The sequence below is a fragment of the Sphingobium abikonense NBRC 16140 genome (genome assembly GCF_001598335.1).
Lineage (GTDB): Bacteria > Pseudomonadota > Alphaproteobacteria > Sphingomonadales > Sphingomonadaceae > Sphingobium > Sphingobium abikonense.
Map to the genome: position 1 here is coordinate 1 of NZ_BCYT01000005.1, position 25,851 is coordinate 25,851.

A 25,851-nucleotide genomic window follows, 5' to 3' on the forward strand; every position below is an offset into this window, starting at 1 on the left:
TAGCCAGGCGGAATAAGCCCAACCAAAACCGCTCATTCTCTAGGAGCCGTTCCTGCACAAATACATATTACTGTGGATATGTATAAGGACATATGAAACGGCTTACGCTTTCACGATAATCCAGCACCCTAAAGCGTGCCAGACACCGAGCCGCCGCCCACATGTCCCTTCATCTAACCTACAATGTCAAAGAACCAACCAACACTTATAGGGAACAGCGTACCTTCCTCGAAACTGCTTCCGAGGGAGAGTGTCCCGCAAATGTTGGCGACCGTCCCGTCAGCGCCTCGTAAAAGGCAGCGTCCCGTCCGGTGAGGCGGCATATATGGGTGGCTTTCCGAACCGTCAAACCCTTTTTGCAATTTTATTTCAGAAATTTTTGGGACCTTCCCTGATAAAGGCTCGGGCCAGCGGTCAGGATCGAGGAACGGATAGGCATATGGGTTTGCAGGATGCGGATGCGAATGACGCGGGCTTTGGCGCGCGGATACGCAGCGCCATCTTCTGGCGGTCGGGCAGCCAGATCGTCTCTCAGATGATGAGCTGGGTGGTGACGCTGGCCGTCATCCGCCTGCTCGATCCGGCCGACTATGGCCTGTTCGCGATGACGCAGGTGATCCTCAATTTCGCGACCTTCCTCAACGGCTATGGCCTGGTGAGCGCGCTGGTGCAGTCGGACAGCGTCGAACCGCATCGGCTGCGCCAGGCCTTTGGCATCATGCTGCTGCTGAACGGCACGCTCGCCCTGCTGCAACTCGCCATCGCGCCCCTGGCCGCCGACTATTATGACCAGCCCATGGTCGCCGACCTGCTGCGGGTGCAGGCGCTGCTCTACCTGTCCACCCCCTTCATCTCGATCCCCGAAGCGATCATGGGTCGCGCGCTGGATTTCAAGCGACCCGCGCTGGTCAACCTAATCGCAGCGGCCGCCTCTGCCGGCGTCGCGCTGACCGGCGCCCTGTCGGGATGGGGCGTATGGACGCTGGTGTTCGCGCCGATCGCCGGTTTCTGGGTCAAGGCGGCGGGCTATGTCATCGTCACCGGATTCCGCCCGATCCCGAGCTTTGATTTTCGCGGCACCGGCGCGATGGTCGGCTATGGCGCATCGCTGCTGGGCGGGCAGCTTTTCTGGATCGTCCAGAGCCAGGCCGACATCTTCATCGGCGGCCGCGTGCTCGATCCCCATGCGCTCGGCCTTTATGCCGAAGCCCTGTTTCTCACCCAGATTTTCGTCAGCAAATTCGTGCCCCCGCTCAACGACGTCGCTTTTCCCGCCTATGCGCGGATGCAGAAGGATGTGAGCCGGGTATCCTGGTCCTTCTGCAAGGCGGTGAAGCTGCTGTTGCTGCTGACCTGCCCCATCTACCTTGGCATGGCGGTGACCGCCGGGCCGCTTGTGGAAACGCTGTTCGGGGCGAAATGGAGCGCCATGGCGCCCTTTGTCACGATATTGGCGCTCGCCATGCCGTTCATGACGGTGCAGGTGATGTTCGCGCCGGTCAGCAATGCGCTCGGCCGCCCCGGCACCACGGCGCGAATCGCCGCGGTCGGCGCAGTGCTGATGCCGGCGGCCTTTCTGATCGGAATCCAGTTCGGGGCGATCGGCCTGGCCTGGGCCTGGCTTGCCGCCTTTCCGCTATTGACGCTGGTGACGGCGCGCCTCGCCGGTGCGCCCATGGGCCTGCGCCTTGCCGACCTGGCGCTGGCGGCCGCGCCGGGCCTGGGCTGTTCGGTGCTGATGGCCGGCGTCGTGCTGGCGCTCGATTCGGTCCTGCCGGTCCTGCCCGCACCGCTGCGACTCGCGATCCTGGTTCCCGCAGGCGGCCTCGCTTTTTTAAGCGCCCTTCTGCTGTGCGCCCGCGCCACGCTTGCGGAACTGGTCGCGCTGGTCATCCGCCGCAAGCCGCCGGTACAGGCCGCCGCCTGACCCGGCGGTCGCGCGCCGATCAGGCGGTCTGGATATAGTCGCGCATCGCCGCGGCTTCCGATTCGATGCTGTCGATGCGGAATTTGACCAGATCGCCGATCGAGATCATGCCCGCCAGTGCGCCATCGACCACCACCGGCAAATGACGAATGCGGCGCTTCGTCATCAGCGACAGGCCCTGCATGACCGATGTCTGTTCATCGATAGTGATGGCGGGCGCCGTCATCACCTCGCCAACGCTATGGTCCAGCGCGGACGGCCCGTCCTGCGCCACGCGGTAGACCAGGTCGCGCTCCGAAAAAATGCCCACGACCTTGCCATCGGCAACCACGGGCACGCAGCCGATTCGCTGGTCCGCCAGCAATCGGACGGCGCTCAGCACGCTGTCGGTGGGTTGGACCTGGACGACATCGGTCCCCTTGCGCTGCAAAATCGCTGCGATGGTCATGGCCTGCTCTCCTTGTTCGCCTGCATCCGCCGGAGCTGTTTTTCTGTTCCGCGATGGACGAGCCGCCAGCCGGGCGTGGCGACCCAAATCGTGTCCGGCGCTTGATGATCCCACGATCACGCCCCAAAGAAAAGGGATGACACGCAAGGAAGCGCTCGACGACCCGCAGATCGCGGCGACCGCCTGGGGCCGGTTTCGCCGGATCATGGCCTGGATGGCGGCCGGCGGCGTCGCCTGCGTCGGCGCGGCGCTGCTGTTTCTCTATTGGTGGACGGGCGCGCTGCCCTTGCATATGGCGATCGCCACCACATTGGGCGTCTGGCTGACCTTCATGCTGGGCACGGGGCTGATGGCGCTGGCCTTCCTGTCCAGCGGGACGGGGCATGACGAACAGGTGATTGACCGGGCGAAGGACGAGGTGCCGCTGGATGACTGACATGACGAAAGACGATCGGGGCGAGGCGGTGCTGCGCGTGATGCCCAAATTGTCGGACATCAACGCCAATGGTCATATCTTCGGCGGCTGGGTGCTCAGTCAAATGGATATTGCCGGCGGCATCATCGCCCATCGCATGGCGCAGGGGCCGGTCGCGACCGTCGCGATCGAAAGCATGAAGTTCATCGCCCCCATTTTGCTGGGTGATATCGTGTCCGTCTATGCGCGCGAAGAACGGCGCGGTCGGACGTCGCTGGCGATCCGCATCGACGTCGTGGCGACGCGCGGAATCGCGCAGGAAGAAGTACCGCTGACCAGCGGCGTCTATACGTTCGTGGCGCTGGACGCCGATCACCGGCCCCGGCCTTTTCCGACCGCCTGACGGTTCAGCGGTCGAGCCGCTCATCATAGCGATAGTCCGCTTTACCGTTCGCCGGCACGACCATGCGCCAGACCCAGCCATCGCCCCGCCGCTCCAGCCCCTTGGGGCGGGGCATGATATCCTGTAGCAAGGTCACTTCCGCCGTAACCGGCTGCGGCCGCCCATTGGTGACGCTGACGATCCAGCGCCGGCGCTTGGCGCTTTGCTGCGCGACCGTTGCGGTGATCCGCACGTCGGGGCTCTGCATCAGATCATAGTCGATCCGTTCACCCGCCGCCTTGTCCGCGACGTCCGCCTCCCCCGCCAGCAGCCGCTGCCCCGCCACTTGCTCGAACAGCGCGACGCGGCCCGCCGGCATGGCGATGCCCAGCCCGTCCTCCGCCCGGTTCTGCAAGCGTAGCCGCAATGTCATCGGCAGCGAGGGCGCAGGCCCGCCGATCGTCGCGGCGTACAACCGCTCTGTCACCACGCCGGGTTGGCGGAGCAGCGCCACCTGCTTCTGCCCGCTCGCCGCGACATCGACCGCGAATGGAATGCGATAGAGTTTGAGGTCGCCGACATCCTCGGGCGGTGGCGGCGGAGGGGGTGGTGGTGGCGGCGGTGGTGGTGGGGGTGCTGGGGCCGCCAGTCGCGCGCCGGTCACGACGATATCCTCGGCCCGCTCCATCCGCTGCGCCATCGCCGCTGGCGGCACCCCCCAGCGCGGATGAGTGCTGGTGCCATCCATCGGCCAGCAGCGTAAGCTGAGCGCGCCAGCCGCCTGCCGCCGCAGCAATGCTTGCGCTTCCCGATTGGGATGCCCGGCAATCACCGCGACCTTTGCATCAGCAAAGTCCGTCACGCCGCCATTGGCCAGCGTCAGCCACGCCATCAGGTCGATGCGACCGTCCGCGCGCCGCTCGGCGACATAATTGGCCGCCCAGTCGAACCCCTGCGCCAGATAGGTGAGCTGCACGGTCGCACGCATTGGCCGGTCGGCGGTGGCGATAACGGACAGCGTCGGCCGCGCCGACAGGCCGGCCGGCACCTCCGGGTACAGCATCCTTTCGGGCAGGCCGCTGCACCCCAACGCCTCATAGCCCTGCGCCGTGCGCACGATGACGCCGCCCGCCGGCCCCGCCGTGATGACCGCATCCTGCTCCGTCACCCGGCCCGTCGCGCGATCGGTGCGGCGCAGCCTCACGCTGCGTTTCAGATAGGCGTCGACCAGTCCTGCCGGCGACAAGAGCCGCGCATCGCGATTCTTTTCCCGCACCCCGTGCGGCAGACCGGACAGCACGGCCGTTTCGGGCATCAGTCCTTCGGCCACGCCCTCGAACCGGATCACGCTTTCGCCCCGGGGCAGGTCGATCGTGCGGGTTTCCGTGACGAGCGCATAGCCGCGCGGCCATTGCGGATCGATCGCGCCGCGCGTGCGGCCGGGCTGGCGATAAATGGTGAGTGCCACCGCATCGGGCCTGGGCGACACCAGCATCTGCGCGCGCGCAGGCCCTGCCGCCGCCAGCATCAGCGCAAGGACAAGGATCAGCCGACCGCCCATCATGGCGCCGCGCTCAATAGCGCGAATCGAACGTGACCAGCAGTTCGGCCGACCCGTTGGCAGGCACCGGCACGCTCCATTCCATGCGCTCGGCCGACACGCGCCGTCCCTCCAGGCTCTGCTGCACCACCCGGCTATCGCCCCACAGGCCCAGCTGCGCCAGATCGACCGTCACCGCCTCGGGCCGCGCGTTGGTCAGCGTATAGCGCATCCGCGTTTCCCAGCGATCCGCGCCCTTACGCGTGCGCTGCTCGACGGTCGGGCGGACCTTGACGTCGAAGGCCTCGCCTGTGCGCAGCGCCATGGACGATCCCATGGGCGTATGGTCGATGCGATTTTCGCCGATGAACTGCGGATCGCCGCGCGCATCGCGCATATAGACGCGGATCGTGCCGGCGGGCAGTTGATCGCCCAGGCCGCCCTGTTTCGACGTGGAAAATTTGAGCACGCTCGACGCGCTCATCGGTTCGGCGGAACTGCCCAGCCACCCGTTTACATATTCATAGGTCGACCGCGCCGGCGTGCCCTGCACATCCAGGAAACTCACCTGCTTCTGCTGCGCGTCGGCGATCGTCGTGCGCGCGGCCAGCGGATAGAGATAATAGTCGCCAAGCCGTTCGCGCGTCCCGCTTTCGGTTCCGGCGGCATCGATCGCGCCCGCTCCGGGCGCAAAGCCGCCTTGCCGGCCGCCGCCATTGGCCGGGTCGCCCGCAACCAGCAAAGTGCGCGCATTGGTGTAGGTCGTGCCGCTATTGTTGGTCAGCGTCACCCATCCCTGCATGTCCATCGCCTGCTTCGCCGCGTCGAACATCGCGACATAATCGGCGGTCCAGCCCAGATTGGGGGTCAGATAGGACAGGCGGGCCGGCAACGTGCCGTCGCGATCCGCTTCCACCGTCACCGACAATGTCGGCCGCGCACGCAAATTGGGCGGCACCCGGTCGAACACCACCCGCACCGGCAGCCCGTCGTCGCGCAGCACCTCGATCCGATTGCCGATCTGGAGCACGATGCCGCCATTGGCCGCCAGCACCTTCGCCCGTTCCCGCGTTTCCGCCCCGGTCGCGACATTGGTGCGGACCAGCGTCACCTCCTGCCCCACCGCCTTGTCCATCAGCTTGTCGGGCGACAGCAGGTCGAAATCGAAATTCTGTTCGACGATGGACAGGCCCGGACCCGACAGGTTCACCGTTTCGGGCCGGATGCGCGCCGACACATCGGGAAATTCGATGCGGTTGCGGCCCTGCGTCACCGACAGTCGCCGTTCATCCTGCACCAGCGACTGGCCGCCATTATAGATGGTGACGGCAATGTCCCCCTGCGCGCTGGCGCCCACCGGGTCGTTCCCACCCTGCGCATGGGCGCTTGCCGCCATCAGGGCCAGCAGCAACGGGGCGGGCAGGCGCGCAGCGATCATGTCTCTCTCCGGTCTTTGCCTCCGCCTTGTGCCGGATCGCGTGCGACTTTGCAAAGCGTGCAGCAAAAAGGGGACGATGCGCGCTGGCATCGTCCCCTCCTATCCCTGCAACCGGGCGCGACGCGGTTATTCGGCCGCTTCGGCCGCCTTGGCGCGCGGCCGGCGGGTGCGCTTCTTGGGCGCTTCCTCGGCCTGTACGTCCTCGTCATTGTCGGCCCGCGCGATCGAGGGCGGCAGGATCGCGGCATCCATCCCATGCGCGTCATCGGCGACCTTGGCGGCATCGACCTTGCGCGGGCGGCCGCGACGCGGCTTGGGCGCTTCGGTTTCAGCGGCAGGAGCAGCAGCGGGCGCGGCCTGCGCGGCCTCGCTCATCGCGTCGGCAGGCGTACCGGCCGGTCCCTCGACGCCACGCTCCATCCGGGGCGACGCATCCTCGTCACTGCCCTGATAGTCGCGGCGGGTGCGATCGCGACGATTGCCGCGCGTATCGCGCTGGTCGTCCTGGTCGCGGGTCTGATCCCTACCCTGGTTCCGCGATTGATCGCGGCCTTGGTCACGGCCCCGGCCCTGATCGCGCGATCCGCGCTCGGACTGGTCGGCGCGCGCATCGTCGCTCCCATAATCGGCGCTGTCGAAATCCTCGCCGTCATCGCCATAATCATCGTCATTACGACGGAAGCGCTGCTGCTGTTCTTCCTGGCGGGCGCGATTGTCGGCCAGCACACGGAAATAATGATCGGCGAACTGCAAATAATATTCGGCATTCACGCGGTCGCCGGCCATCTGCGCATCGCGGGCCATATTCTTGTATTTCTCAAGAAGCTGGGCCGCATTGCCGCGGGCGCGGTTGTCGATGCGGTTGCCATTGTCGCCGCCGCCCCGGTTGCCACCATTGGGTCGACCGTTATTGTTCCGGCCGCGATTGCGACGGCCGGATTGCCGGTTGTTGATCAAGACATGGTCCTTGCGTTCGCTATGTCAAAACTCACTGAAGACACTGTTCAGTCGCCATCCCCAAGCACGGCCATCCATCTGGCCGAATATGGCTCCGCCGGGCCTGGCCGGATGATCCGGGCCAATTGCCTGGCCGCCACCGGCGCTAGCGCAGCGAACGCCGTCATGACTTTAAGGAGCGTAAAAAACGGCCTTTTCTGTCCATGGCCATAGTAGCCAGATCACGAGATGGAGCCGTCCCTAGACCCGATGTAGTGGCTTTCCCGGCATAAACCAAGCGATTTTCGTTTTCCTGGGCGTAAATCACCCATTGCCGATCATGTCCGCGTGGCGACGATGCAGCGATCCAGCCCTGCCAGGTCGCGACGGATGGCAATGTTCAGCCCCTGCGCCGCCACCAGCGCCCCGACGCTTTCGCCCTGCCTGTGGCCGATTTCGATCGCCGCCATGCCGCCCGGCGCGATCAGGCGCGGCAGGTCCGGCGCGATGCGGCGATAATCATCCAGTCCGTCCGTTCCCGCAAACAAGGCGCTCGCCGGTTCGCGCAGCACATCACCGCTCAGCGGTTCATCGACGCCGATATAGGGCGGGTTGATGAGCAGCAGGTCAAACGCCCCCTTTACCCCCTTCGCCCAGTCGCCAATGCAGAAATCGGCCCGCCCCCCCAAGTCCAGCCGCGCCGCATTGCCCCGCGCCACCGCCAGCGCGGCCGCCGACGTGTCGATCCCAAGCCCGCGCGCCTGCGGCCATTGCGCCAGCGCGGCGAGCAGCAGCGCGCCCGACCCGGTGCCAAGGTCCAGCACCGTCTGCGGACCCCGCGCGCCGAAATGATCGACCGCCGCCTCGATCAGCGTCTCGCTGTCCGGGCGCGGGATCAGCGTGTCGGGCGTCACGGCCAACGTGATCGTCCAGAAATCACGCGTGCCGATGATATGCGCGACCGGCTCTCCCGCCGCACGCCGCGCGACCAGCGCCGCGAAATCGGCCGGCACGCTCAGGTCGCGATGCCGCATCAGCATCTCGCCGCGCGACAGGTCCAGTGCGTGCGCCATCAGCAATTCCGAGTCCAGCCGCGCCGTGTCGCTAAAACCGGCCAGACGATCGGTGGCGGCGCGGAGCGCGTCCGGGATGTTCCCGCTCGTCAGGCACATGGGGGAAGACCCCGTCAACTCACCCCGTCCAGCTGCGCCAGCCGCGCCGCTTCATCCTCGGCGATCAGCGCGTCGATGACTTCGGCCAGGCCCGGCCCTTCCAATATTTCGGGCAAGCGATGCAGCGTCAGGTTGATGCGATGGTCGGTGACGCGGCCTTGGGGGAAATTATAGGTTCGGATGCGTTCGGACCGGTCGCCCGATCCCACCATCGCCCGCCGCGCCCCTGCCTGCTCGCTCTGCGTGCGTTCGCGCTCGGCTTCATACAGGCGCGCGCGCAGCACCTGCATCGCCTTCGCCTTGTTCTTGTGCTGCGACCGCTCGTCCTGCTGCGTTACCACGATGCCGGTTGGCACATGGGTGATGCGCACGGCCGAATCGGTGGTGTTCACATGCTGCCCGCCCGCGCCCGATGCGCGATAAATGTCGATCTTGAGGTCCGCGTCGGCAATCTGCACGTCCACTTCCTCGGGTTCGGGCAGCACGGCGACGGTCGCCGCGCTGGTGTGGATGCGCCCGCCGCTTTCCGTCACCGGCACGCGCTGTACCCGGTGCACGCCGCTCTCGAACTTCAATTTCGCGAACACGCCCGCGCCATTGATGCTGGCGACCACTTCCTTGAACCCGCCCTGTTCGGACGCATTGGCGGACAGCATCTCCATCTTCCAGCCCTGCGTATCGGCATAGCGCTGATACATGCGGAACAGGTCGCCAGCGAACAGGGCCGCCTCGTCGCCGCCAGTGCCGGCGCGGATTTCCAGCATGGCGGGCCGCGCGTCGGCGGCGTCACGAGGCAGCAATTGCAGCGCCAGCGCGCGCTCGGCGGCGGGCAGCTGGCTTTTTAGGAGCTGCATTTCCTCCTGCGCCATGTCGCGCATGGCCGGATCCGCCTCCTCGCCCCCGGTCATCATCTCCAGCGCCGACAATTCCTGCCGCAAGCGCCGCAATTCGCGCGCGGCCGCCGCCACCGGCTCGATCTCGGCATATTCCTTGGACAGCCGCACGAACTGCTCGGGCGCCAGATCGGCGCGCGTCATCGACGCCTGCACCTCATCCCGGCGCGCCTCGATCTGCGCAATACGTTCGGCGGAAATGTGCATCAGGGTTTCAGTTGCTCGTTACCGGCGAAGCCACTCAACGCCAAAGCAGCTTCATGCCGCTGTCGAAATTCTTCCTGTTCGATCGCGCCCAGTAGATGCGCATCCAAATCGATAAATGAAATTGAACCTTGCTCGCCAGTCTGAAGATTCTTCACGGTCGCACATCCTTGAGCGATCTCATCATCGCCTAGAATTGCGGCGAAAGCGGCCCCACTCGCATTGGCTCGCTGCATCCGCTTTTTCATATTGCCACGATAGCTCATATTACAGGGGATGCCCGACCGGCGTAGATCGGCGACGATGCCGATTGCCTTTGCCTCGGCCGCTTCGCCCATAGGAATGACAGCTACGGCCGGTTTGTCGATCTCTGGTGCATCCACCAGCATCGCGAGCCGCTCGATCCCCGCCGCCCATCCGACCGCAGGCGTGGCGGGGCCGCCCAGATTTTCGATCAGCCCGTCATAGCGCCCGCCGCCCAGCACCGTGCCCTGCGCGCCCAGCCGGTCGGTCACGAATTCGAACGCGGTGTGGCGATAATAGTCCAGTCCGCGCACCAGCCGCGCGTTGCGCTCCCACGCCACGCCCGCCGCGTCCAGCCCCGCCGTCACCTTCTCGAAAAAGCCGCGCGCCTCGTCGGTCAGATAGGCGTCGATGTCCGGCGCGCTGTCGGCGATCGGCCGGTCGCGCGGGTCCTTGCTGTCCAGGATGCGCAGCGGGTTCTTCGCCAGCCGCTCGACGCTGTCTTCCGACAAATCGGCCCGGTTTGCCTCGAAATGCGCGATCAGCGCCGCGCGCCAGGCGTCCCGGCTCGGCGCGTCGCCCAGCGTATTGAGCGTCAGCGTCACGCCCTCGATCTTCAGCTCGCGCAGCAGCTGGTCGCCCATCACCAGCAATTCGACGTCCGCGCCCGGCTCGCCCGCGCCGATGATTTCCGCGTCCAGCTGATGGAACTGGCGGAACCGCCCCTTTTGCGGCCGTTCATAGCGGAACAGCGGCCCGTGCGTCGCGACTTTGAGCGGCGCATATTGCTGCCAGCCTTCGGTGATGTAGGCGCGGCTGATCCCGGCGGTGAATTCGGGCCGCAGGGTGATCGAATCCCCGCCGCGATCCTCGAACGTGTACATTTCCTTGGACACGACATCGGTGCTTTCGCCCAGCGACCGGGCGAACACCGCCGTCGCCTCGAACACCGGCACCTCGACCCGCTGGAACCCGTAGAGCCGGCGCACGCGATCAAAGGTCGCGACCACATGCGCGAACCTCTCCTGGAAAGCATCGGGCGTGCCGCCCAGCATGTCCTGCGTGCCGCGCACCGGGCGCGGGGTATCTATTCTGGCCATGGGGCAGCGCCTTTAGCGGCATTTCAAGTGCAAGGAAACGCGGTTTTTCGGTCGCCTGCCCTTTCCGGGCGCGTCCGCATTTCGCTCAGGGGTGGACGCACGCGCGCGCAGCCGCCATGCTTGGGCCATTCGGGCCGACCGGCCCCGCCCATCTTTCGGAGACCTCCATGATCCGCAGCCTTGCTGCCGCCCTCTGCCTGTCGACAGGCCTTGCCACCGCCATCGTTACGCCGCTCCATGCGCAGGACGCGCTACGCTCCAAGCCTACCGCCCTGCCGGTCGATGACGCGACACCTGCGCCCCGCGACACGCCCTATCCCGGCACGATCAGGCTGGAAGTCGACGCGACCGACACCACCCAGCGCATCTACCGCGTCAAGGAAACCATCCCCGTCGCCCAGGCGGGACGCATGACGCTGCTGATGCCCGAATGGCTGCCGGGCAATCACGCGCCGCGCGGCCAGATCGAAAAGCTTGCCGGCCTCACCATCACCGCCAATGGCCAGCCGATTGAGTGGGTGCGCGATCCGCTCGACGTTTACGCCTTCACGATCGACGTGCCCCAGGGCGCGACCGAGATCGTCGCCTCCTTCCAGTTCCTGTCCGCCACCCAGCCCAATCAGGGCCGCGTCGTCATGACGCCCAAGATGCTGAACCTCCAGTGGGAACAGGTGTCGCTCTACCCGGCGGGCTATTACACCCGCCAGATCCCGGTGCAGGCGACCGTCACCTACCCCGCCGGCTGGCAGGCCGCGACCGCGCTGCGCGGCACGAAGACGGGTGATAGCGTCGCCTATGAAACCATCGATTATGAAGCGTTGCAGGATTCGCCCGTCTTTGCCGGCCGCTATTTCAAGCCGGTGGACCTGGGCCATGACGTGACGCTCAACATCGTCGCCGACGACGCCGACGAGCTCGCCTACAAGCCCGAACAGATCGCCAAGCATAAGAAGCTGGTCGATGAAGCCGGCGCGCTGTTTGGCGCCTATCATTTCAACCATTATGACTTCCTGCTCGCCATTACCGATGAAATGGGCGGCATCGGCCTGGAACATCAGCGCAGTTCGGAAAACCAGGTGGAACCGGGCTATTTCAAGGATTGGGATTCGGGCAAGGCGCTGCTTGACCGCAACCTGCTCCCGCATGAATTCACTCATAGCTGGGACGGCAAGTTCCGCCGCCCCGACCTGCTCTGGACGCCCGATTTCCGCACGCCGATGCAGGATAACCTGCTGTGGGTCTATGAAGGGCAGACGCAATTCTGGGGTTATGTGCTGGGCGCACGGTCGGGCATGTTCACCAAGCAGGAAACGCTCGACGCCTATGCCAATATCGCCGCCCGGCTCGACACGGCGGTCGGCCGGCAATGGCGTCCGCTGGAAGACACCACCCATGATCCCATCATTTCCGCCCGCCGGCCCAAGGGCTGGAGCAGCTGGCAGCGATCGGAGGATTATTACAACGAAGGGCTAATGATGTGGCTGGAGGCCGACGCCATCATCAGCAAGGCGACCCGTGGCCGCAAGGGCCTCGATGATTTCGCCAAGGCCTTTTTCGGCATCAAACCGGGCGACTGGGGCCAGGTCGTCTATAATCGCGACGACATCATCGCGACGCTCAACGGCATCGCGCCCTATGACTGGGCCGGTTTCTTCCAGAAATATGTCGATCGCCCCACCGGCGAAACGCCCAAGGGCGGCTTCTTCATGGGCGGCTACAAGCTCGTCTACACCGAAGAGCCCAACAGCTTCACCAAGGCGGCCGAAACGTCGGGCAAATATGTCGACCAGGGGGCGGGCATCGGCGCGATCGTCAAGAATGACGGCGACATCAGCAGCGTCATCTGGGACAGCGCGGCGTTCAAGGCGGGTCTGGTCGTCGGCGCCAAGATATTGGCGGTGAACGGCAATGAATTCTCGCCCGAAGACTGGAAGGCGGCAATCACCGCGGCAAAGGACGGTAAGACGCCGATCCAGATCATCGTCAAGCAGGACAAATATTACCGCACTTTGTCGCTCGCTTATTCAGGTGGCTTGCGCTATCCGCGCCTCGAAAAGACAGGAGAGGGTGAAGGCAGCCTCGACCGGCTGCTCAAGCCAAGAACATGACTCACCCGCAGCGAAAATTGTAGGAAGAAGGCGTTTTCATGAATATCGAACTGATCTCCGTTGGCGACGATCCGCCCAACAACCTCAATGTCATCATCGAGGTGCCGGTGGGCGGCGAGCCGGTCAAATATGAGTTCGACAAGGCGTCGGGCGCGCTGTTCGTGGATCGCATCCTGCACACGCCGATGCGCTATCCGGCCAATTACGGCTTCGTGCCGCACACGCTGTCGCCCGACGGCGACCCGCTTGATGCGCTGGTCGTCGCGCGCTCGCCCTTCATTCCCGGCTGCGTCGTGCGCGCCCGCCCGATCGCGGTGCTGAACCTGGAGGATGAAGCGGGCGGCGATGAAAAGCTGGTCTGCGTGCCGGTGGATTCGACCTTCCCTTATTATTCCAATGTGGGCGAACGCGACGACCTGCCGGAAATCGTCTTCCAGCAGATCGAGCATTTCTTCACCCACTATAAGGATCTGGAGAAGAAGAAGTGGGTGCGCATCGGCACCTGGGGCGGCGCCGAAGACGCCCGCCAGATCACCGTGGAAGCGATCGAACGCTATCAGGCGGCCAAGAAGACCGCCTGATCCGCGTCCATCGGGGTTTCACGAAAAGGCCGCGCGGTTCCACACCGCGCGGCCTTTTTCCTTGGGGCACGCGCGCCGCGCCTCAGATCAGCCGGTCCGCCTCCATCGCCAGCGCGAAACTGTCGCGCCCGCGCGGCAGGCGCGCATGCAGCCGCGCGTCCGCCTCGACCAGCCGCGCCACCCCCGCCTCCATCTGGCCCTCGTCCAGCGTGAAGGGCAGGCGCAGGAATCGCTCGAACGCGCCGCCCACGCCAAAGCGCGGCCCCGCCGCCACCCGCACGCCCAGGCTTTCGGCCAGCGCCGCCAGCGCCGTCGCCTCCGCGCGCGGCAGCTCGGCCCACAGCGACAGGCCACCCGTCGGCGATTCGACCCGCCAGTGCGGCAGATGCGCGGAAATCAGGCCCAGCAGATGGTCGCGCCGGTCGCGCAGCACTTGCGCCCGCGCACCCAGCCCGACATCCGCGTCGATCAGCTGCGCCACCGCCAACTGCTCCACTACGGGGCTCGCCATATCCATCGTCGTGCGCAGCCGCCCCAGCGCCGCGACCGTCTGCGCATCGGCGCGAATCCATCCCACGCGCAGCCCGCCCCAGAATATCTTGCTCGCCGACCCCAGCGAAATGACCTGCCGGCCCGATGGATCATGGCAGGCGACCGGCGGCGGCGGCGCGAAGTCCAGCCCCATCGCCACCATCGTTTCATCGACGATCAGCGGCGTGTGCGTGCGCGTCGCCGCCGCCACCAGCGCGCGCCGGGTGGCCGGGTCCATCGAGCGCCCGGTCGGATTGTGGAAATCGGCGATCACATAGGCAAAGCGCGGCGCGGTCTGGCGGAACGCCGCCTCCATCGCGTCAATATCCCACCCCTGTTCGGGCAGGCCGACCGGCACCGGCACGACATGGGCGCGCTGCAACGCCTGGATGACATTATGATAGGTCGGATGGTCGATCACCGCCCGGTCGCCCGGCCCCGCCAGCCATTTGAGCAGCAGCGAAAATCCCTGCTGCGCACCGTTCGTGACCATGATCTGGTCGGGCGACGTCGGACAGCCGCGCCGCTCATAATGGGCGGCGATCGCGCGGCGCAGCACCATCAGGCCGAACGGATCATAGCCCAGATCGCCCAGATAGGCGGGCAGCGCCTCGACCGCATGGCCATAGGCGCGCGCAACGCCAGGCGCGGCGGGCAATGCCGCATGGGTCCAGTTAAGCAAATTGCCCCCACTCGTCGTTTCCGGCTCTGCGGCCGGCGTCGTCGCATGGCCGGCGGGCAGGCGCGTGACGCTGCCCGACCCCTGCCGGCTCTCCAGGAACCCCTCGTCGCGCAGCCGGTCGAAGGCTGCGGCAATGGTAGTGCGCGACAGGCCGAGCGCGGCGGCCAGTTCCCGTTCGCCCGGCAGCCTCACATTCAACCCGACCCGCCCGTCCAGCACCAGCATCCGCAACGCCTGCGCCAGCTGCCGATAGGCCGGCTCCGCGCTGTCCTGCGCGCGCCATGCGCCCAGCAGGCGCAGCAGGGACGGGGGGCGAAGCAGCGAAGTGGACATGCGCAATCCTCCGGGTAAGGGGATGATCCTATCCACTTATGCCAAACTGGCCCTGATCGAAAAGGCCAGTTGGGCGAAAGCTGCCTTGTTCCCTCGCGCGCGCGCGCAGCAGGTTGCGCGGGCAATCCTTGACGCCGCGCCGCCCACAGGCATGATCCCACCACCTCGCAATCCGGGAGCCTGCCCATGCGCCGCCTGCTTGCTATCCTTCTTTCCCTGCCGCTCCTCGGCGCGACCAGTCCCGCGCCCGACGCGCCGGCCCCCGCGCTCGCCCCGCTCGCCTTCGAACAGATCGCGCCTGGGGGCACGAAGATGCCGCGCTTCATGATCGACGCTGCCTGGCCCGCCATGCCGCCGGACCTGTTGCTGGGGCAGGTGAGCGGCGTCGCGGTTGGCCCTGACGATAGTGTCTGGGTCGTGCATCGCCCCCATTCCCTCACCGCCACCGATACGGGCCTGGCGCAAGACCCGCCGATCGCCGTCTGCTGCAAGCCCGCGCCTCCCGTGGTGCGCTTTGCGAGCGACGGTCGCTATCTTGGCGGGTGGGGCGGCCCCGACAGCGCGCCCAGCATCGATGGCGTCAGCCAGTGGCCCTCAAGCCTGCACGGCATCTTCGTCGACAAGGCCGGGACGATCTGGTTCAGCGGCAATGGGAAGGGCGATCATGTCGTGCTGAACTACAGCGCCGATGGCCGCTACATCCGCAGCTTCGGCCGTCGCGACAAAACCGGCGGCAACGACGCGACCGACCTGCTCGGCAATCCGTCGGACGTCAATCATAGCGAGGACATGGTGCTGATTTCGGACGGTTATATCAATCGTCGCGTCATTGGCTTCGGCGCGAAGAGCAACGCCTATAAGGGCCGCTGGGGCGCCTATGGCAAGCCACCGGTCGCGCCCACCCGCACCGGCGATTTCGACCAGAGCCATGCCGTCGACCCCGGCAAGGTCGCCGATCCCAAGGCGCCGATTTTCGCCGATATCGTCCATTGCGTGGTGCCGACGCGCGACGGCCATGTCTATGTCTGCGATCGCAACAACAACCGGGCGCAGCTATTCAGGCGAAGCAAGACTGGCGATCTGATCTTCGTGCGCGACCTTGTGATTGCAGGCGACACCGGCGGCACCCATACCGTCACCGACATCGCCTTCTCGCCCGACCCGGACCAGACCTATCTCTATGTCGCCGACATGATGAACGGCCGCATCTGGATCCTGCGCCGCGCAACCCATGAAGTGCTTGGCGCAATCGGCCGTATCGGTCGGCACGCGGGCCAGTTCACATGGCTGCACAGCATCGATACCGACAGCCAGGGCAATCTCTACGCGACCGAAGTCAACACCGGCCGCCGGGTGCAGAAATTGGTCTTTACCGGGATCGAATAAGCGGCGTTGGGCGACCGAGCGTTCCGGCCGCCCCTGCCGATCACGCCTTCTTCGCGGTCAGATGCTGGCTCAGATGCTTGTTCATTTCGAACATGCTGACTGATTTCTTGCCGAAAATCTTTTCCAGCTTGGCGTCGGCGTTGATCTGCCGCCGGTCCTTCGCATCCTGCAAGTCATGCTTCTTGATATAGTCCCAGACCTTGCTCACCACCTCGCTGCGGGGCAGGTCCTTGTCGCCGACAATCTCGGCCAGCTCCGGGGAGGGCGTGACCGGCGCGGTGATGCCGCCGCGCGCGCCGCCGGCTTTCTTGCCGGTCGCCTTGACCGTCTTTTCGGCGGCCTTGGTTTCATCCTTGCCGCGTTTTTCCGCCGATTTCGCCACGTCATGCTCCTCACCTTGCAGGGTCGATAGCCATATACGCGGCGCGCCGTCATTGGTTGCGGCCCGCGCGGCCGCGCTTATTTGTGGACCAAAGTGCCCGCGCCCTGATCGGTAAAGATTTCCAGCAGCATCGCATGGGGCACCCGCCCGTCCAGGATGACGGCGGCATCGACCCCGCCTTCGACCGCGCGCACGCAGGTTTCCAGCTTCGGGATCATACCGCCGCTGATCGTGCCGTCGGCTTCCAGCCCATGGATCGCCGCCGGATCGAGGTCCGACAGCAACTGTCCCTGCTTGTCGAGCACGCCCGCAACATCAGTGAGCAGGAAGAAGCGCGACGCCTTCAACTCCGCTGCGATCGCGCCCGCCATCGTGTCGGCGTTGACATTATAGGTATGGCCGTCCGCGCCGATTCCCACCGGCGCCACCACCGGGATGATGCCGTTATTGGCCAGCGTGTCCAGGATTGAACGGTCCACCGCGACCGGATCGCCGACAAAGCCCAGGTCGACATTGCGCTCGATGCCCGAATTGGGGTCCGCCTCGCGCTTGCCCAGCACCTTTTCGCAGACGACCAGGCCACCGTCCTTGCCCGAAATGCCGACAGCCTTGCCGCCGGCGCCCGCGATCCAGCCGACGATTTCCTTGTTGATGGAGCCTGCCAGCACCATTTCGGCGATCTGCGCGGTTTCCTTGTCGGTGACGCGCAGGCCGCCGATGAACTGCGATTCGACGCCCAGTTTCTTCAGCATCGCGCCGATCTGCGGCCCGCCACCGTGAACGACGACGACGTTGATGCCCACTGCCTTCATGAGGACGACATCCTCGGCGAAATCGCGCGCGGCTTCCGGATCGCCCATCGCATGCCCGCCATATTTCACGACGAAGGTCTTGCCCGCATAACGCTGCATATAGGGCAGCGCCTCGACCAGGGTTTCGGCCTTGGCCAGGAGCGCGGGATCGGGGGCGTGCTTGCTGTTCATGCGCGCGCGCATAGGCGTATATGCGCGCACCCGCAAGCAATTGCCAATAACTTAGCTAGCTAACTAAGTAAAAGCCCCCATTCTTGGATATGTCGCGCTCGCTGTCATTGTCACCCCTGCCGGTCCAGCCGCCGTCCCAGCCCGACCAGCAAATAGATGACCGGCGGCACCAGGATCGCCGAAAGCAGCACCTTCGCCAGCATCTGCCCCAGCAGCAATTCGCCGATCGGGAAGACGCCGTAAAAGGCGATGGTGACGAACAGCAACGTGTCGACGATCTGCGACAGGATGCTCGCCGTCGCGGCGCGCAGCCACAGCAGCCGGCTGCCCTCCCGCCCCTTGAGCGCCGCAAACAGCGTCACGTTCAGCGTCTGGGAAATGCCATAGGCGATGATCCCGCCCAGCCAGATGCGCGGCGTGCCGCCCATCATCAGCGCGAAGGCGTCGGCCCGCGCCGGGTCCATGTCCCCCGCCGCCGGGGCCGCCAGCACCAGGATAGACAGCAGGATCGACGCGATCAGCGGCAGGAAACCGATCTGCACCAGCCGGTTCGCCACCGCGCGGCCATGCAGTTCCGCCACCGCGCTGGATATCGTGACCAGCAGCAGGAAGGCGAAAATCCCCGCCTCCACCGCCAGCGGCCCCAGCCCGACCATCGGCCCGATGCCCGACAGCGGGCCGAGCGCCACCTGCTTGTTCCCCAGCACGCCCGCGATGCAGACCATGCCGCCATAGAAGATGGAAAAGAAGAAGAGCGATCGGCTGATGGGCGCGGGCGAAGTCGTCATCGGCCGCCCATATCGCCATTTGCGCGGCGGGGAAAGAGAGCGGGACTTTACGCCCCCGCTCACACCCCGCCGATCAGAAGACCGGACCCTGCACCGGCCCAGACGGCTTTGCCGCATTGCTGTCCTTGGCCGCGTCCAGCGCGTCGGCCAGCCCCGGCGTGCGATTGTCCCGTGCCGCATAGTCGCGCGCCGACATGCCCGCCAGGCTGTCGCGCTTGTCGACATTGGCCCCCTGCGCCACCAGCAGCCGCACCAGCCCTACGTCGCGCAACTGCACGGCGCGAATGAGCGGCGTTTCGCCATTGTCATTGGCCTTGTCGACCTGCGCCTTATAGGCCAGCAGCGTGCGCACCCCTTCCTCGAATCGCGCCTGCACCGCGTCCATCAGCGGCGTGTTGCCGTCATTGTCCGTCAGGTTGGGATTGGCGCCCTTGGCCAGCAGGAATGTCAGCCAGCTATTGTCGCGCCGAGCGACCACGATGTGCAGCGCATTTTCGCCGCTGGTGACATCGCGGCTGTTGATGACCGTCGAACCCGGCTTCTGGATGAAGTCCGTTACCTTCTGCCCGTCGCGATCCTTCACGGCTTTCAGGAAATTATAATTGTCCGAAAACTGCGCCTGCGCGACGCCGGGCGCGACCATCGCCATGGCGACCGGAATCAGGAAAGCGGAACGGAAGGTCTTGGTCATGCTGCGCCCTGTCTGTTTGCAAATCGGCTTCTAGCAGGGCATGGCTGGCGATGCCATGAACAAAGCCATATTGACCTGCACCCTGCCGATGCTCGCCCTGCTTTCCGCCTGCGATACGGGGGGCGGCAACGCCGCATCAAACAACGGCGCGGCGCAGGGCGACCTTGCGGGCGCACGCATCGGCGGCCCCTTCACCCTCACCAACCAGGACGCAAAGCCGGTCCGCTGGGATGATTTCAAGGGCCAGTATCGGCTCGTCTATTTCGGCTATACCTATTGCCCGGACATCTGCCCGGTCGACCTGCAACGCATCATGCAGGGCTTTGCCCAGTTCGAAAAAGCCAGTCCGCAATTGGCCGCCAAGGTGCAACCGATGCTCATCAGCGTCGATCCCGCCCGCGACACGCCTGCCGTGCTCAAAACCTATGTCGCCGCCTTTCACCCGCGCCTCATCGGCCTTACCGGCACGCCGGACCAGATCGCCAAGGTGGCCAAGGATTTCGCGGTCATCTATGGCAAGGAAGACAGCGCGGGCGCCAGCGACTATCTGGTGAGCCACAGCCGCACCCCCTATCTGTTCGGACCCGATGGCCAGCCGATCGCCCTGGTCCCGGTGGATGATCCGGGCACCCCAGACGTGGATGAAGGCGCGCCGGACAAGGTCCGCGCCTTCCTGCAACAATGGATCAAATGACCCCCTTCTGGGAAAAGCCGCTGGACCAGCTGGATCGCGCGCAGTGGGAAGCGCTGTGCGACGGCTGCGGCAAATGCTGCCTGCACAAGGCGGAGGATGAGGATACGGGCCGCATCTACCCCACCAATGTCGCCTGTCGCCTGCTCGACCGCCAGAGCGGCCAATGCAGCAATTACAAGGATCGCCGCCGCTTCGTGCCCGACTGCGTTCGGCTGACCCCGGCCAAGGTGCGCAACCTCAGCTGGCTGCCGCGCACCTGCGCCTATCGGCTGCGCGGGGACGGCTTGCCCCTGCCCGACTGGCATTATCTGGTCAGCGGCGACCGGGAAGCGGTGCATCGCGCCGGCGAATCGGTGCGCGGCTGGACCGTGGTGGAGGCGGAGGCTGGCGATTGGGAACATCATCTTGTCGACCGCGAGCTTTGAAGGCGACGCCGCAATCCTGGTCGATGGCTTGGCCGTGCTGGTGCGCGTCCGCCGATCGGCCCGCACCCGCGCCTATCGGCTGACGATCGACAGCACGTATGGCGGCCTTCGCCTCTCGCTGCCCGCGCGCGCGAACCTCAAAAAGGCGCTGGCATGGGCGCAGGATCATGAAGCCTGGGTGCGCGACCAGCTGGCCAGGCAACCCGCCATAACCCCGCTCGCCGATGGCGCGACTTTTCCGCTCGAAGGGCGCGATGTCACCATCTGCTGGGTCGCAGGCGCGACCCGCACGATCCGACTGGAGGACGACCGGCTCCTGCTGGGCGGTCCGGCCGAATCGGTCGGCCCGCGCGTCCAACGCTGGCTTGTCGCACGGGCGCGGGCGGTGCTGGATAGCGAAAGCCATGCCCTGGCGCGCGACCATGGCCTGATCGTCGCTTCGGTGGGCGTTGGCGATCCGCGCAGCCGCTGGGGCAGTTGCGCTTCGTCCGGGGCGATCCGCTATAGCTGGCGGCTGATCCTTGCTCCGCCGGACGTGCGCCGCGCCACGGTGGCGCATGAACTGGCGCATCTGCTGCACATGGACCACAGCCCCGCCTTTCACGCCGCCCATCGCCGCATCCTGGGCGCCGATCCCCGCCCTGCGCGCGCCTGGCTTCGCGCCCATGGCGCCGGCCTCCACCGCTACCGCGCCTGATCCATGGCCCGCCGCAAACGCTATCTCGTCGCGACCATGGCGGATGGCTATGTGAAACGCATCGGCCCCACCGCCGACCCGCTCACCCATTATTGGCGGATCGTCGCGCAGCTGGAAAATGGCCGGACGGAGGTGTTCTGGGGCCACACCCGTTCGCTGGCCGAAGCGAAGAAGCTAAAAGCGCCGGCCGCCGATGGCGCGAAGAGGCGCGGCTGGACCAGCTACGCCTTCGAAATCGCCGAACTGGTCGAAGAACCGCTCTGAGCGCGCATAACCGCCTAGCCCCGATGCGGCCAGGCCCCCGTTTCGTCCCCGGCGCAGACATGCTCCCCCTCGCGCGGATAGGGCAGGCCACAGGCGGGGCAGGCGACATGATTGCCCGGCTTCAGTCCATGGCCCACCGTCACCCGCTCGTCAAAGACATAGCATTCGCCCTGCCAGCGGCTCTGCGCCTCCGGCATCTCCTCCAGATAGCGCAGGATGCCGCCCTTCAGATGATAGACCGCGTCGAAGCCCCGCGCCTTCACCAGCGCGGTCGATTTCTCGCACCGTATTCCGCCGGTGCAGAACATCGCGATTTTGGGCTCCCGTCCCTTGGCGCGCAGCTGTTCGGCCAGCCCGTCGAACCAGGCGGGAAATTCGCGAAAGGACCGCGTCGCCGGGTCGATCGCATTCTCAAATGTGCCGCAGGCGACCTCATAGGCGTTGCGCGTGTCGATGACGATCGTGTCGGGATCGGCGATCAGCGCGTTCCATTGCGCCGGGTCCAGATAATCGCCCGCCTGGGTCGCCGGGTCCAGATCGCCCGCGCCCAGCGTCACGATCTCCGCCTTCACCTTGATCTTCATGCGCGCAAAAGGTGGCGCATCGGCGCGCGCATATTTGACGTCCAGGTCCATGCAGCCCGGCAGCGTGCGGATATGCCCGACCAGCGCGGCGATGGCGTCATCGCTGCCCGCCACCGTGCCGTTGATCCCCTCGCCCGCGACGATCAGCGTGCCGCAGGTGCAAAGGTCGCTGCACAGCGCCCGCAACCGCGCGGCGATCGCATCGGGATCATCGAACCGGGCGAAGCGATACAGGGCGGCAATGGCATAGGCGGATTGGGTGGCGGACGATGTTGCGGGCATGGCAGCGCCTATAGGCCTGTGCGCGGCCACTTGAAAGCCGCGACGGACAGGCGCATAGGCGCTGGATGGTTCCCCTTTCGTTCGCAGGAGAGGCGTTTCTGGCCCTGCCCGAAGCCGCGCTCTATTGGCCCGCGCGCCGCGCGCTGCTGGTCGCCGACCTGCATTTTGAAAAGGCGAGCTGGTATGCGCGCTTCGGCCAGTTCCTGCCGCCGCATGACAGCCAGGCGACGCTCGACATGATCGACGCGCTCGTGGCGCGCACGGGCGCGCAGGCGGTCTATTCGCTGGGCGACAGTTTCCACGACAGCGACGGCGCCGCCCGGCTCGACCCGCAGGCGCGCGATCGGCTGGCGGCCCTGACCGGTCGGCTGGACTGGACCTGGATCACCGGCAATCATGACATTGGCGTGGCCGCTATGCCCGGCGGCCGGCGCGTCGCCCAGGCGCAGGTCGGCGGCATCTGGCTGCGGCATGAGGCGCAGCCCGATGACCCCGCCCCTGAAATTTCCGGCCATTTTCACCCCAAGCTGCGCCTGTCGCTACGCGGCCGTCATGTGTCACGCCGCTGCTTCGTCGGATCGGCGACCAAGCTGATCCTGCCCGCGCTCGGCGCGCTGACCGGCGGGCTGGATGCCGGCCATGGCGAGATTCGTCGGGCCGTTGGGCCGGGTGCGGCCGCGCTGGTGCCCGTCGCGGACCGGCTGCTGCGCTTTCCGCTTTCGTAAAGCGACGTTACGGAAAGCAAAGCGCAAATGTTGCCACTGTGCAACAGCGCCGACATGGATGCATCTCGCACCTGCGTAAAAGCCCCGGAAAAGCGGGCGACTCTTGCCAAGCCCCTGCTGTGGCAGCATAATCGCACCTGAACCCGAAGCGCCAAAAAGCCGCGCGGGTCAGGAGAGGATGATATGATGCTGACAGACAAGAGTCTCTGGCTGACCACCACCGGCGCGCTGGCGCTCGGCATGCTTGCCCCCGCCGCGCTGGCGCAGGACGCCGCTATGCCGCAGGCCGCGGCCGATGATCCGGGCGCCGACATCATCGTGACCGCCACCCGCCGCGCCAGCCCGCTGTCCGACGTGCCGATCGCGGTGTCGGCCGTCAGCGCGCAGGCGATGGAGAATAGCGGCGCCAGTGACATCCGCACCCTCAATCAGCTCGCGCCATCGCTGCTCGTTTCCTCCACCGGCTCCGAAGCCAATGCCTCGGCCCGTATCCGCGGCATCGGCACAGTCGGCGACAATCCGGGCCTTGAAAGCTCGGTCGCGGTCTTCATCGACGGCGTCTATCGTTCGCGCACGGGCGCGGGCCTCAACGAACTGGGCGAAATCGAGCGGGTCGAAGTGCTGCGCGGGCCGCAGGGCACGCTGTTCGGGCGCAATGCATCCGCCGGCCTCATCAACATCATCAGCAAGGCGCCCGAGCGTGAATTTCATGCCAAGGGAGAAGTCACCTACGGCAATTATGATTATTGGCGCCTGTCTGGCCGCGTCACCGGGCCGATCAGCGACAGCATCGCGCTGGCGCTCGATGGCGTCTGGAGCAAGCGCGACGGCTTCTACAAGCTGGTCGACGGCACCGGCGCGACCGTGGGCGACACCAATGATCGCGACCGCTATTTCCTGCGCGGGCAGGCGCTGATCGAACCCAATGACGCCCTCTCCATCCGCCTGATCGGCGACTATACCAATCGCGACGAAAGCTGCTGCGGCGCGGCCTATATCGAATCGCGCGAACGCCTGCCCGCCGCCGGGGGCGGCTATACCGACGCGCCCTTCAACCGCATCGCCGCGATCCTGGCGGGGCAGGGCAGCGTCATTCCCGCCGACCCCTATGATCGCGAACTGTCGATCACGCCGGGCCGCGACTATGTCAGCAAGTTGAAGGACTGGGGCGTTTCGGGCGAGATCAATTATGATTTCGGCGGCGCCAAGCTCACCAGCATCACCGCCTATCGCGACTACAAGTCCCGCGACTATGGCGATTACGACTATAATCGCGCCGACCTTCTCTATCGCGATCCCAACACCTATCGCCAGTTCAAGACCTTCACCCAGGAATTGCGGCTGCAAGGATCGGCGTTCAGCGACGTGCTCGACTGGCTGGTGGGCGGCTATTACGCCAATGAACGGCTGACCTTACAGGACAATATCCGGTTCGGCGCCGACTATGGCCGCTTCGCCGCCTGCCGCCTGATGGCCGGGGCCGGCGCGACCAGCAATTTCACGGCGCAGCAGCTCGCCGCCTGCGGCAGTGGCCTTGCCACCCAGCCGCTGATCGCGGGCACGCAGGCCAATCTCAATTCGGGCCTCACCGCCGCCTTCGTCAATGCCGGCCTGCCCCCGGCCCTTGCCGCGGCGCAGGCGGGCGCGATCTCGACCGGCCTTGGCAATGGGTTGCGCGCGCTCGCCGCCATTCCCGGCGGCACCGGCGATACCGCGTCGATCTACCGGCAGAAAAGCGAGAATTGGGCGCTCTTCACCCATAATATCATCCATGTCACCAACCAGCTCGATCTGACGCTGGGCCTGCGCTATACCCATGAAAGCAAGCGTTTTTCGGCCGATTTCAACAACAACAACGCCACCTGCGCGGCGCTGCAGTCGTCGGCGCTGCCGGGCATCGCGACCAATCCGCAACTGGGCACCGCCGCGGCGCTCGCCGGCGGTATCCTGACGCTAGGCTGCCTCGGCAATGGATCGACCAGCCTCAACGCGCTCGACCTCAACGACCACATCAGCGACGGCGAATTTACCGGCACGGCGGTATTGTCATGGAAGCCGATCGACGACCTGCTGCTCTATGGCAGCTATTCGAAGGGCTATAAGGCCGGTGGCTTCAACCTTGATCACTTTCAGCTGGGATCGACCGGCCTCAACGCCATTCCGGCCGTCTTCGCGCCGCGCACCAATGCCGACGTCACCAGCCTGCGCTTCGCCGCTGAAAAGGTCGATGCCTTTGAAATCGGCCTCAAATATGCGCAGCCCAAATGGAGCGCGAACATCGCCGCCTTCCGGCAGGAGTTCAAGAATTTCCAGCTCAACACCTTCAACGGCACCAGCTTCGTCGTCCAGAATATCAATGGCTGCGACAGCGCACTGACTGCCGCGCGTACCTGCGACAGCGGCGATGTGGGACCGGGCCTCATCAGCCAGGGCGTGGAACTGGAATTGTCAGCAAGCCCGGCGCGCAATGTCCGTGTCTCCGGCGGCCTCACCTATGCCCGCGCCAAATTCGCCAACCGGCTGGTCGGCAGCGGCGATGGCAGCGTGCCGCTCGATCCCGCGCTGTTCCTGCTGCCCGGATCGATCAACTCCAACGCGCCGCAACTCGTCACCACCGCCAGCGCCGCCTGGACGCCGCAACTTGGGTCCAGCGGCCTTTCCGCGCTGTTTTACGTCGATGGCCGCCTGACCAGCGACTATAATACAGGCTCCGACCTCTTCCCCGAAAAGCGGCAGGATGGCTATGCCATCGTCAATGCGCGCATCGGCATACGCGGCAAGGATCAGCGTTGGGCGATCGAATTCTGGGGCCAGAATATCTTCAACCAGGATTTCACCCAGGTCGCCTTCTCCAGCCCGCTCCAGTCCAGCAGCCCAGCGACATCGACCACGGGCCAGTTCGCCGCTGGCGCACCCATGGCGAACCAGCTGATTTCGGCCTATCTCGCCGAACCGCGCACCTATGGCATCACCCTGCGCGGCAGTTTCTGAAGTCGCCATCCTCCCCTGGCGGGGGA

The 25,851-nt window shown here is 65.7% G+C and carries 25 protein-coding genes; 12 read left to right on the forward strand and 13 right to left on the reverse strand.

Translation table 11 applies throughout. The features are described from left to right. Positions 1-439 precede the first annotated feature (439 nt). Positions 440-1,927: a lipopolysaccharide biosynthesis protein gene (locus SAB01S_RS07115; protein ID WP_062732391.1), complete on the forward strand. Its 1,488-nt coding sequence runs from the start codon at positions 440-442 to the stop codon at positions 1,925-1,927. A gap of 19 nt (positions 1,928-1,946) precedes the next feature. Here the strand turns inward: SAB01S_RS07115 and SAB01S_RS07120 are convergent, their stop codons facing one another. Next, on the reverse strand, positions 1,947-2,375 hold the full coding sequence (locus SAB01S_RS07120; protein ID WP_062732392.1) for a CBS domain-containing protein: 429 nt from the start codon (positions 2,373-2,375) through the stop codon (positions 1,947-1,949). 136 nt (positions 2,376-2,511) lie between these two features. Between SAB01S_RS07120 and SAB01S_RS07125 the strand changes: the two genes are divergently transcribed. Together SAB01S_RS07125 and SAB01S_RS07130 are read left to right on the forward strand one after the other, a co-directional pair. Beyond that, on the forward strand, positions 2,512-2,811 hold the full coding sequence (locus SAB01S_RS07125; RefSeq protein ID WP_021226787.1) for a hypothetical protein: 300 nt from the start codon (positions 2,512-2,514) through the stop codon (positions 2,809-2,811). Position 2,812: 1 nt separating this feature from the next. Continuing rightward, on the forward strand, positions 2,813-3,193 hold the full coding sequence (locus SAB01S_RS07130; RefSeq protein WP_062732393.1) for an acyl-CoA thioesterase: 381 nt from the start codon (positions 2,813-2,815) through the stop codon (positions 3,191-3,193). Positions 3,194-3,197: 4 nt separating this feature from the next. Here SAB01S_RS07130 and SAB01S_RS07135 read toward each other — a convergent pair whose 3' ends face one another. The 6 genes from SAB01S_RS07135 to hisS all read right to left on the reverse strand — a co-directional run bounded on the left by SAB01S_RS07135 (position 3,198) and on the right by hisS (position 10,698). After that, positions 3,198-4,736 (reverse strand): DUF4139 domain-containing protein, encoded by a 1,539-nt coding sequence (locus SAB01S_RS07135; RefSeq protein ID WP_062732394.1) that lies wholly within the window; start codon positions 4,734-4,736, stop codon positions 3,198-3,200. Positions 4,737-4,746: 10 nt separating this feature from the next. After that, positions 4,747-6,150 carry a DUF4139 domain-containing protein gene (locus SAB01S_RS07140; RefSeq protein ID WP_062732395.1) on the reverse strand — a complete coding sequence of 468 codons (1,404 nt, stop codon included), beginning with the start codon at positions 6,148-6,150 and terminating at the stop codon, positions 4,747-4,749. A 126-nt stretch (positions 6,151-6,276) separates the two neighbouring features. Continuing rightward, entirely contained in the window at positions 6,277-7,107 is an 831-nt protein-coding gene (locus SAB01S_RS07145; RefSeq protein ID WP_062732396.1) for a DUF4167 domain-containing protein, read from the reverse strand. 317 nt (positions 7,108-7,424) lie between these two features. Continuing rightward, positions 7,425-8,258 carry a peptide chain release factor N(5)-glutamine methyltransferase gene (gene prmC / locus SAB01S_RS07150; RefSeq protein ID WP_062732397.1) on the reverse strand — a complete coding sequence of 278 codons (834 nt, stop codon included), beginning with the start codon at positions 8,256-8,258 and terminating at the stop codon, positions 7,425-7,427. Positions 8,259-8,272: 14 nt separating this feature from the next. Further along, positions 8,273-9,358, reverse strand: a complete 1,086-nt coding sequence (gene prfA, locus SAB01S_RS07155) for a peptide chain release factor 1 (RefSeq protein ID WP_062732398.1) — start codon at positions 9,356-9,358, stop codon at positions 8,273-8,275. Beyond that, positions 9,358-10,698, reverse strand: coding sequence for a histidine--tRNA ligase (gene hisS / locus SAB01S_RS07160; RefSeq protein ID WP_245646424.1), 1,341 nt, complete (start codon positions 10,696-10,698; stop codon positions 9,358-9,360). The genes prfA and hisS overlap by 1 nt, the downstream gene beginning before the upstream one ends. A 167-nt stretch (positions 10,699-10,865) precedes the next feature. Between hisS and SAB01S_RS07165 the strand changes: the two genes are divergently transcribed. Both SAB01S_RS07165 and ppa read left to right on the forward strand, forming a co-directional pair. After that, positions 10,866-12,806 (forward strand): M61 family metallopeptidase, encoded by a 1,941-nt coding sequence (locus tag SAB01S_RS07165; RefSeq protein WP_062732633.1) that lies wholly within the window; start codon positions 10,866-10,868, stop codon positions 12,804-12,806. Positions 12,807-12,844: 38 nt separating this feature from the next. Beyond that, on the forward strand, positions 12,845-13,387 hold the full coding sequence (ppa, locus tag SAB01S_RS07170) for an inorganic diphosphatase (RefSeq protein ID WP_021226778.1): 543 nt from the start codon (positions 12,845-12,847) through the stop codon (positions 13,385-13,387). Positions 13,388-13,469: 82 nt separating this feature from the next. Here the strand turns inward: ppa and yczR are convergent, their stop codons facing one another. Further along, complete coding sequence (gene yczR, locus SAB01S_RS07175) at positions 13,470-14,933, reverse strand: MocR-like transcription factor YczR (RefSeq protein ID WP_062732399.1); 1,464 nt, start codon at positions 14,931-14,933, stop codon at positions 13,470-13,472. A 186-nt stretch (positions 14,934-15,119) separates the two neighbouring features. On the opposite strand from yczR, the gene SAB01S_RS07180 reads away from it, so the two are divergent. Continuing rightward, complete coding sequence (locus tag SAB01S_RS07180) at positions 15,120-16,319, forward strand: NHL repeat-containing protein (RefSeq protein WP_062732400.1); 1,200 nt, start codon at positions 15,120-15,122, stop codon at positions 16,317-16,319. Between the two features lie 40 nt (positions 16,320-16,359). Here the strand turns inward: SAB01S_RS07180 and SAB01S_RS07185 are convergent, their stop codons facing one another. From SAB01S_RS07185 to SAB01S_RS07200, 4 genes are all read right to left on the reverse strand, one after another. Continuing rightward, positions 16,360-16,701, reverse strand: coding sequence for an SWIB/MDM2 domain-containing protein (locus tag SAB01S_RS07185; protein WP_009823378.1), 342 nt, complete (start codon positions 16,699-16,701; stop codon positions 16,360-16,362). Between the two features lie 77 nt (positions 16,702-16,778). Beyond that, positions 16,779-17,696, reverse strand: a complete 918-nt coding sequence (gene argB, locus SAB01S_RS07190) for an acetylglutamate kinase (RefSeq protein WP_031298406.1) — start codon at positions 17,694-17,696, stop codon at positions 16,779-16,781. A gap of 98 nt (positions 17,697-17,794) precedes the next feature. Beyond that, positions 17,795-18,472 carry a queuosine precursor transporter gene (locus SAB01S_RS07195; RefSeq protein WP_062732401.1) on the reverse strand — a complete coding sequence of 226 codons (678 nt, stop codon included), beginning with the start codon at positions 18,470-18,472 and terminating at the stop codon, positions 17,795-17,797. Between the two features lie 73 nt (positions 18,473-18,545). Next, positions 18,546-19,163 (reverse strand): ankyrin repeat domain-containing protein, encoded by a 618-nt coding sequence (locus SAB01S_RS07200; protein WP_062732402.1) that lies wholly within the window; start codon positions 19,161-19,163, stop codon positions 18,546-18,548. A 40-nt stretch (positions 19,164-19,203) separates the two neighbouring features. Between SAB01S_RS07200 and SAB01S_RS07205 the strand changes: the two genes are divergently transcribed. From SAB01S_RS07205 to SAB01S_RS07220, 4 genes are read left to right on the forward strand one after another with little or no spacing between them, the layout of a single operon-like run. After that, positions 19,204-19,857, forward strand: a complete 654-nt coding sequence (locus SAB01S_RS07205; RefSeq protein ID WP_174525627.1) for an SCO family protein — start codon at positions 19,204-19,206, stop codon at positions 19,855-19,857. Continuing rightward, the gene (locus tag SAB01S_RS07210) at positions 19,854-20,282 is read left to right on the forward strand and encodes a YcgN family cysteine cluster protein (protein WP_062732403.1); all 429 of its coding nucleotides are present in this window, start codon (positions 19,854-19,856) and stop codon (positions 20,280-20,282) included. The genes SAB01S_RS07205 and SAB01S_RS07210 overlap by 4 nt, the downstream gene beginning before the upstream one ends. Then, on the forward strand, positions 20,263-20,979 hold the full coding sequence (locus tag SAB01S_RS07215) for a M48 family metallopeptidase (RefSeq protein ID WP_062732404.1): 717 nt from the start codon (positions 20,263-20,265) through the stop codon (positions 20,977-20,979). The genes SAB01S_RS07210 and SAB01S_RS07215 overlap by 20 nt, the downstream gene beginning before the upstream one ends. Positions 20,980-20,982: 3 nt before the next feature. Further along, positions 20,983-21,243, forward strand: coding sequence for a hypothetical protein (locus SAB01S_RS07220; protein ID WP_062732405.1), 261 nt, complete (start codon positions 20,983-20,985; stop codon positions 21,241-21,243). 14 nt (positions 21,244-21,257) lie between these two features. Here SAB01S_RS07220 and trhO read toward each other — a convergent pair whose 3' ends face one another. Continuing rightward, positions 21,258-22,109, reverse strand: coding sequence for an oxygen-dependent tRNA uridine(34) hydroxylase TrhO (gene trhO / locus SAB01S_RS07225; RefSeq protein WP_062732406.1), 852 nt, complete (start codon positions 22,107-22,109; stop codon positions 21,258-21,260). A gap of 65 nt (positions 22,110-22,174) precedes the next feature. Between trhO and pdeM the strand changes: the two genes are divergently transcribed. Beyond that, entirely contained in the window at positions 22,175-22,834 is a 660-nt protein-coding gene (pdeM, locus tag SAB01S_RS07230) for a ligase-associated DNA damage response endonuclease PdeM (protein WP_062732407.1), read from the forward strand. A 186-nt stretch (positions 22,835-23,020) separates the two neighbouring features. Further along, positions 23,021-25,825 (forward strand): TonB-dependent receptor, encoded by a 2,805-nt coding sequence (locus tag SAB01S_RS07235; RefSeq protein ID WP_062732635.1) that lies wholly within the window; start codon positions 23,021-23,023, stop codon positions 25,823-25,825. Positions 25,826-25,851: the final 26 nt, after the last annotated feature.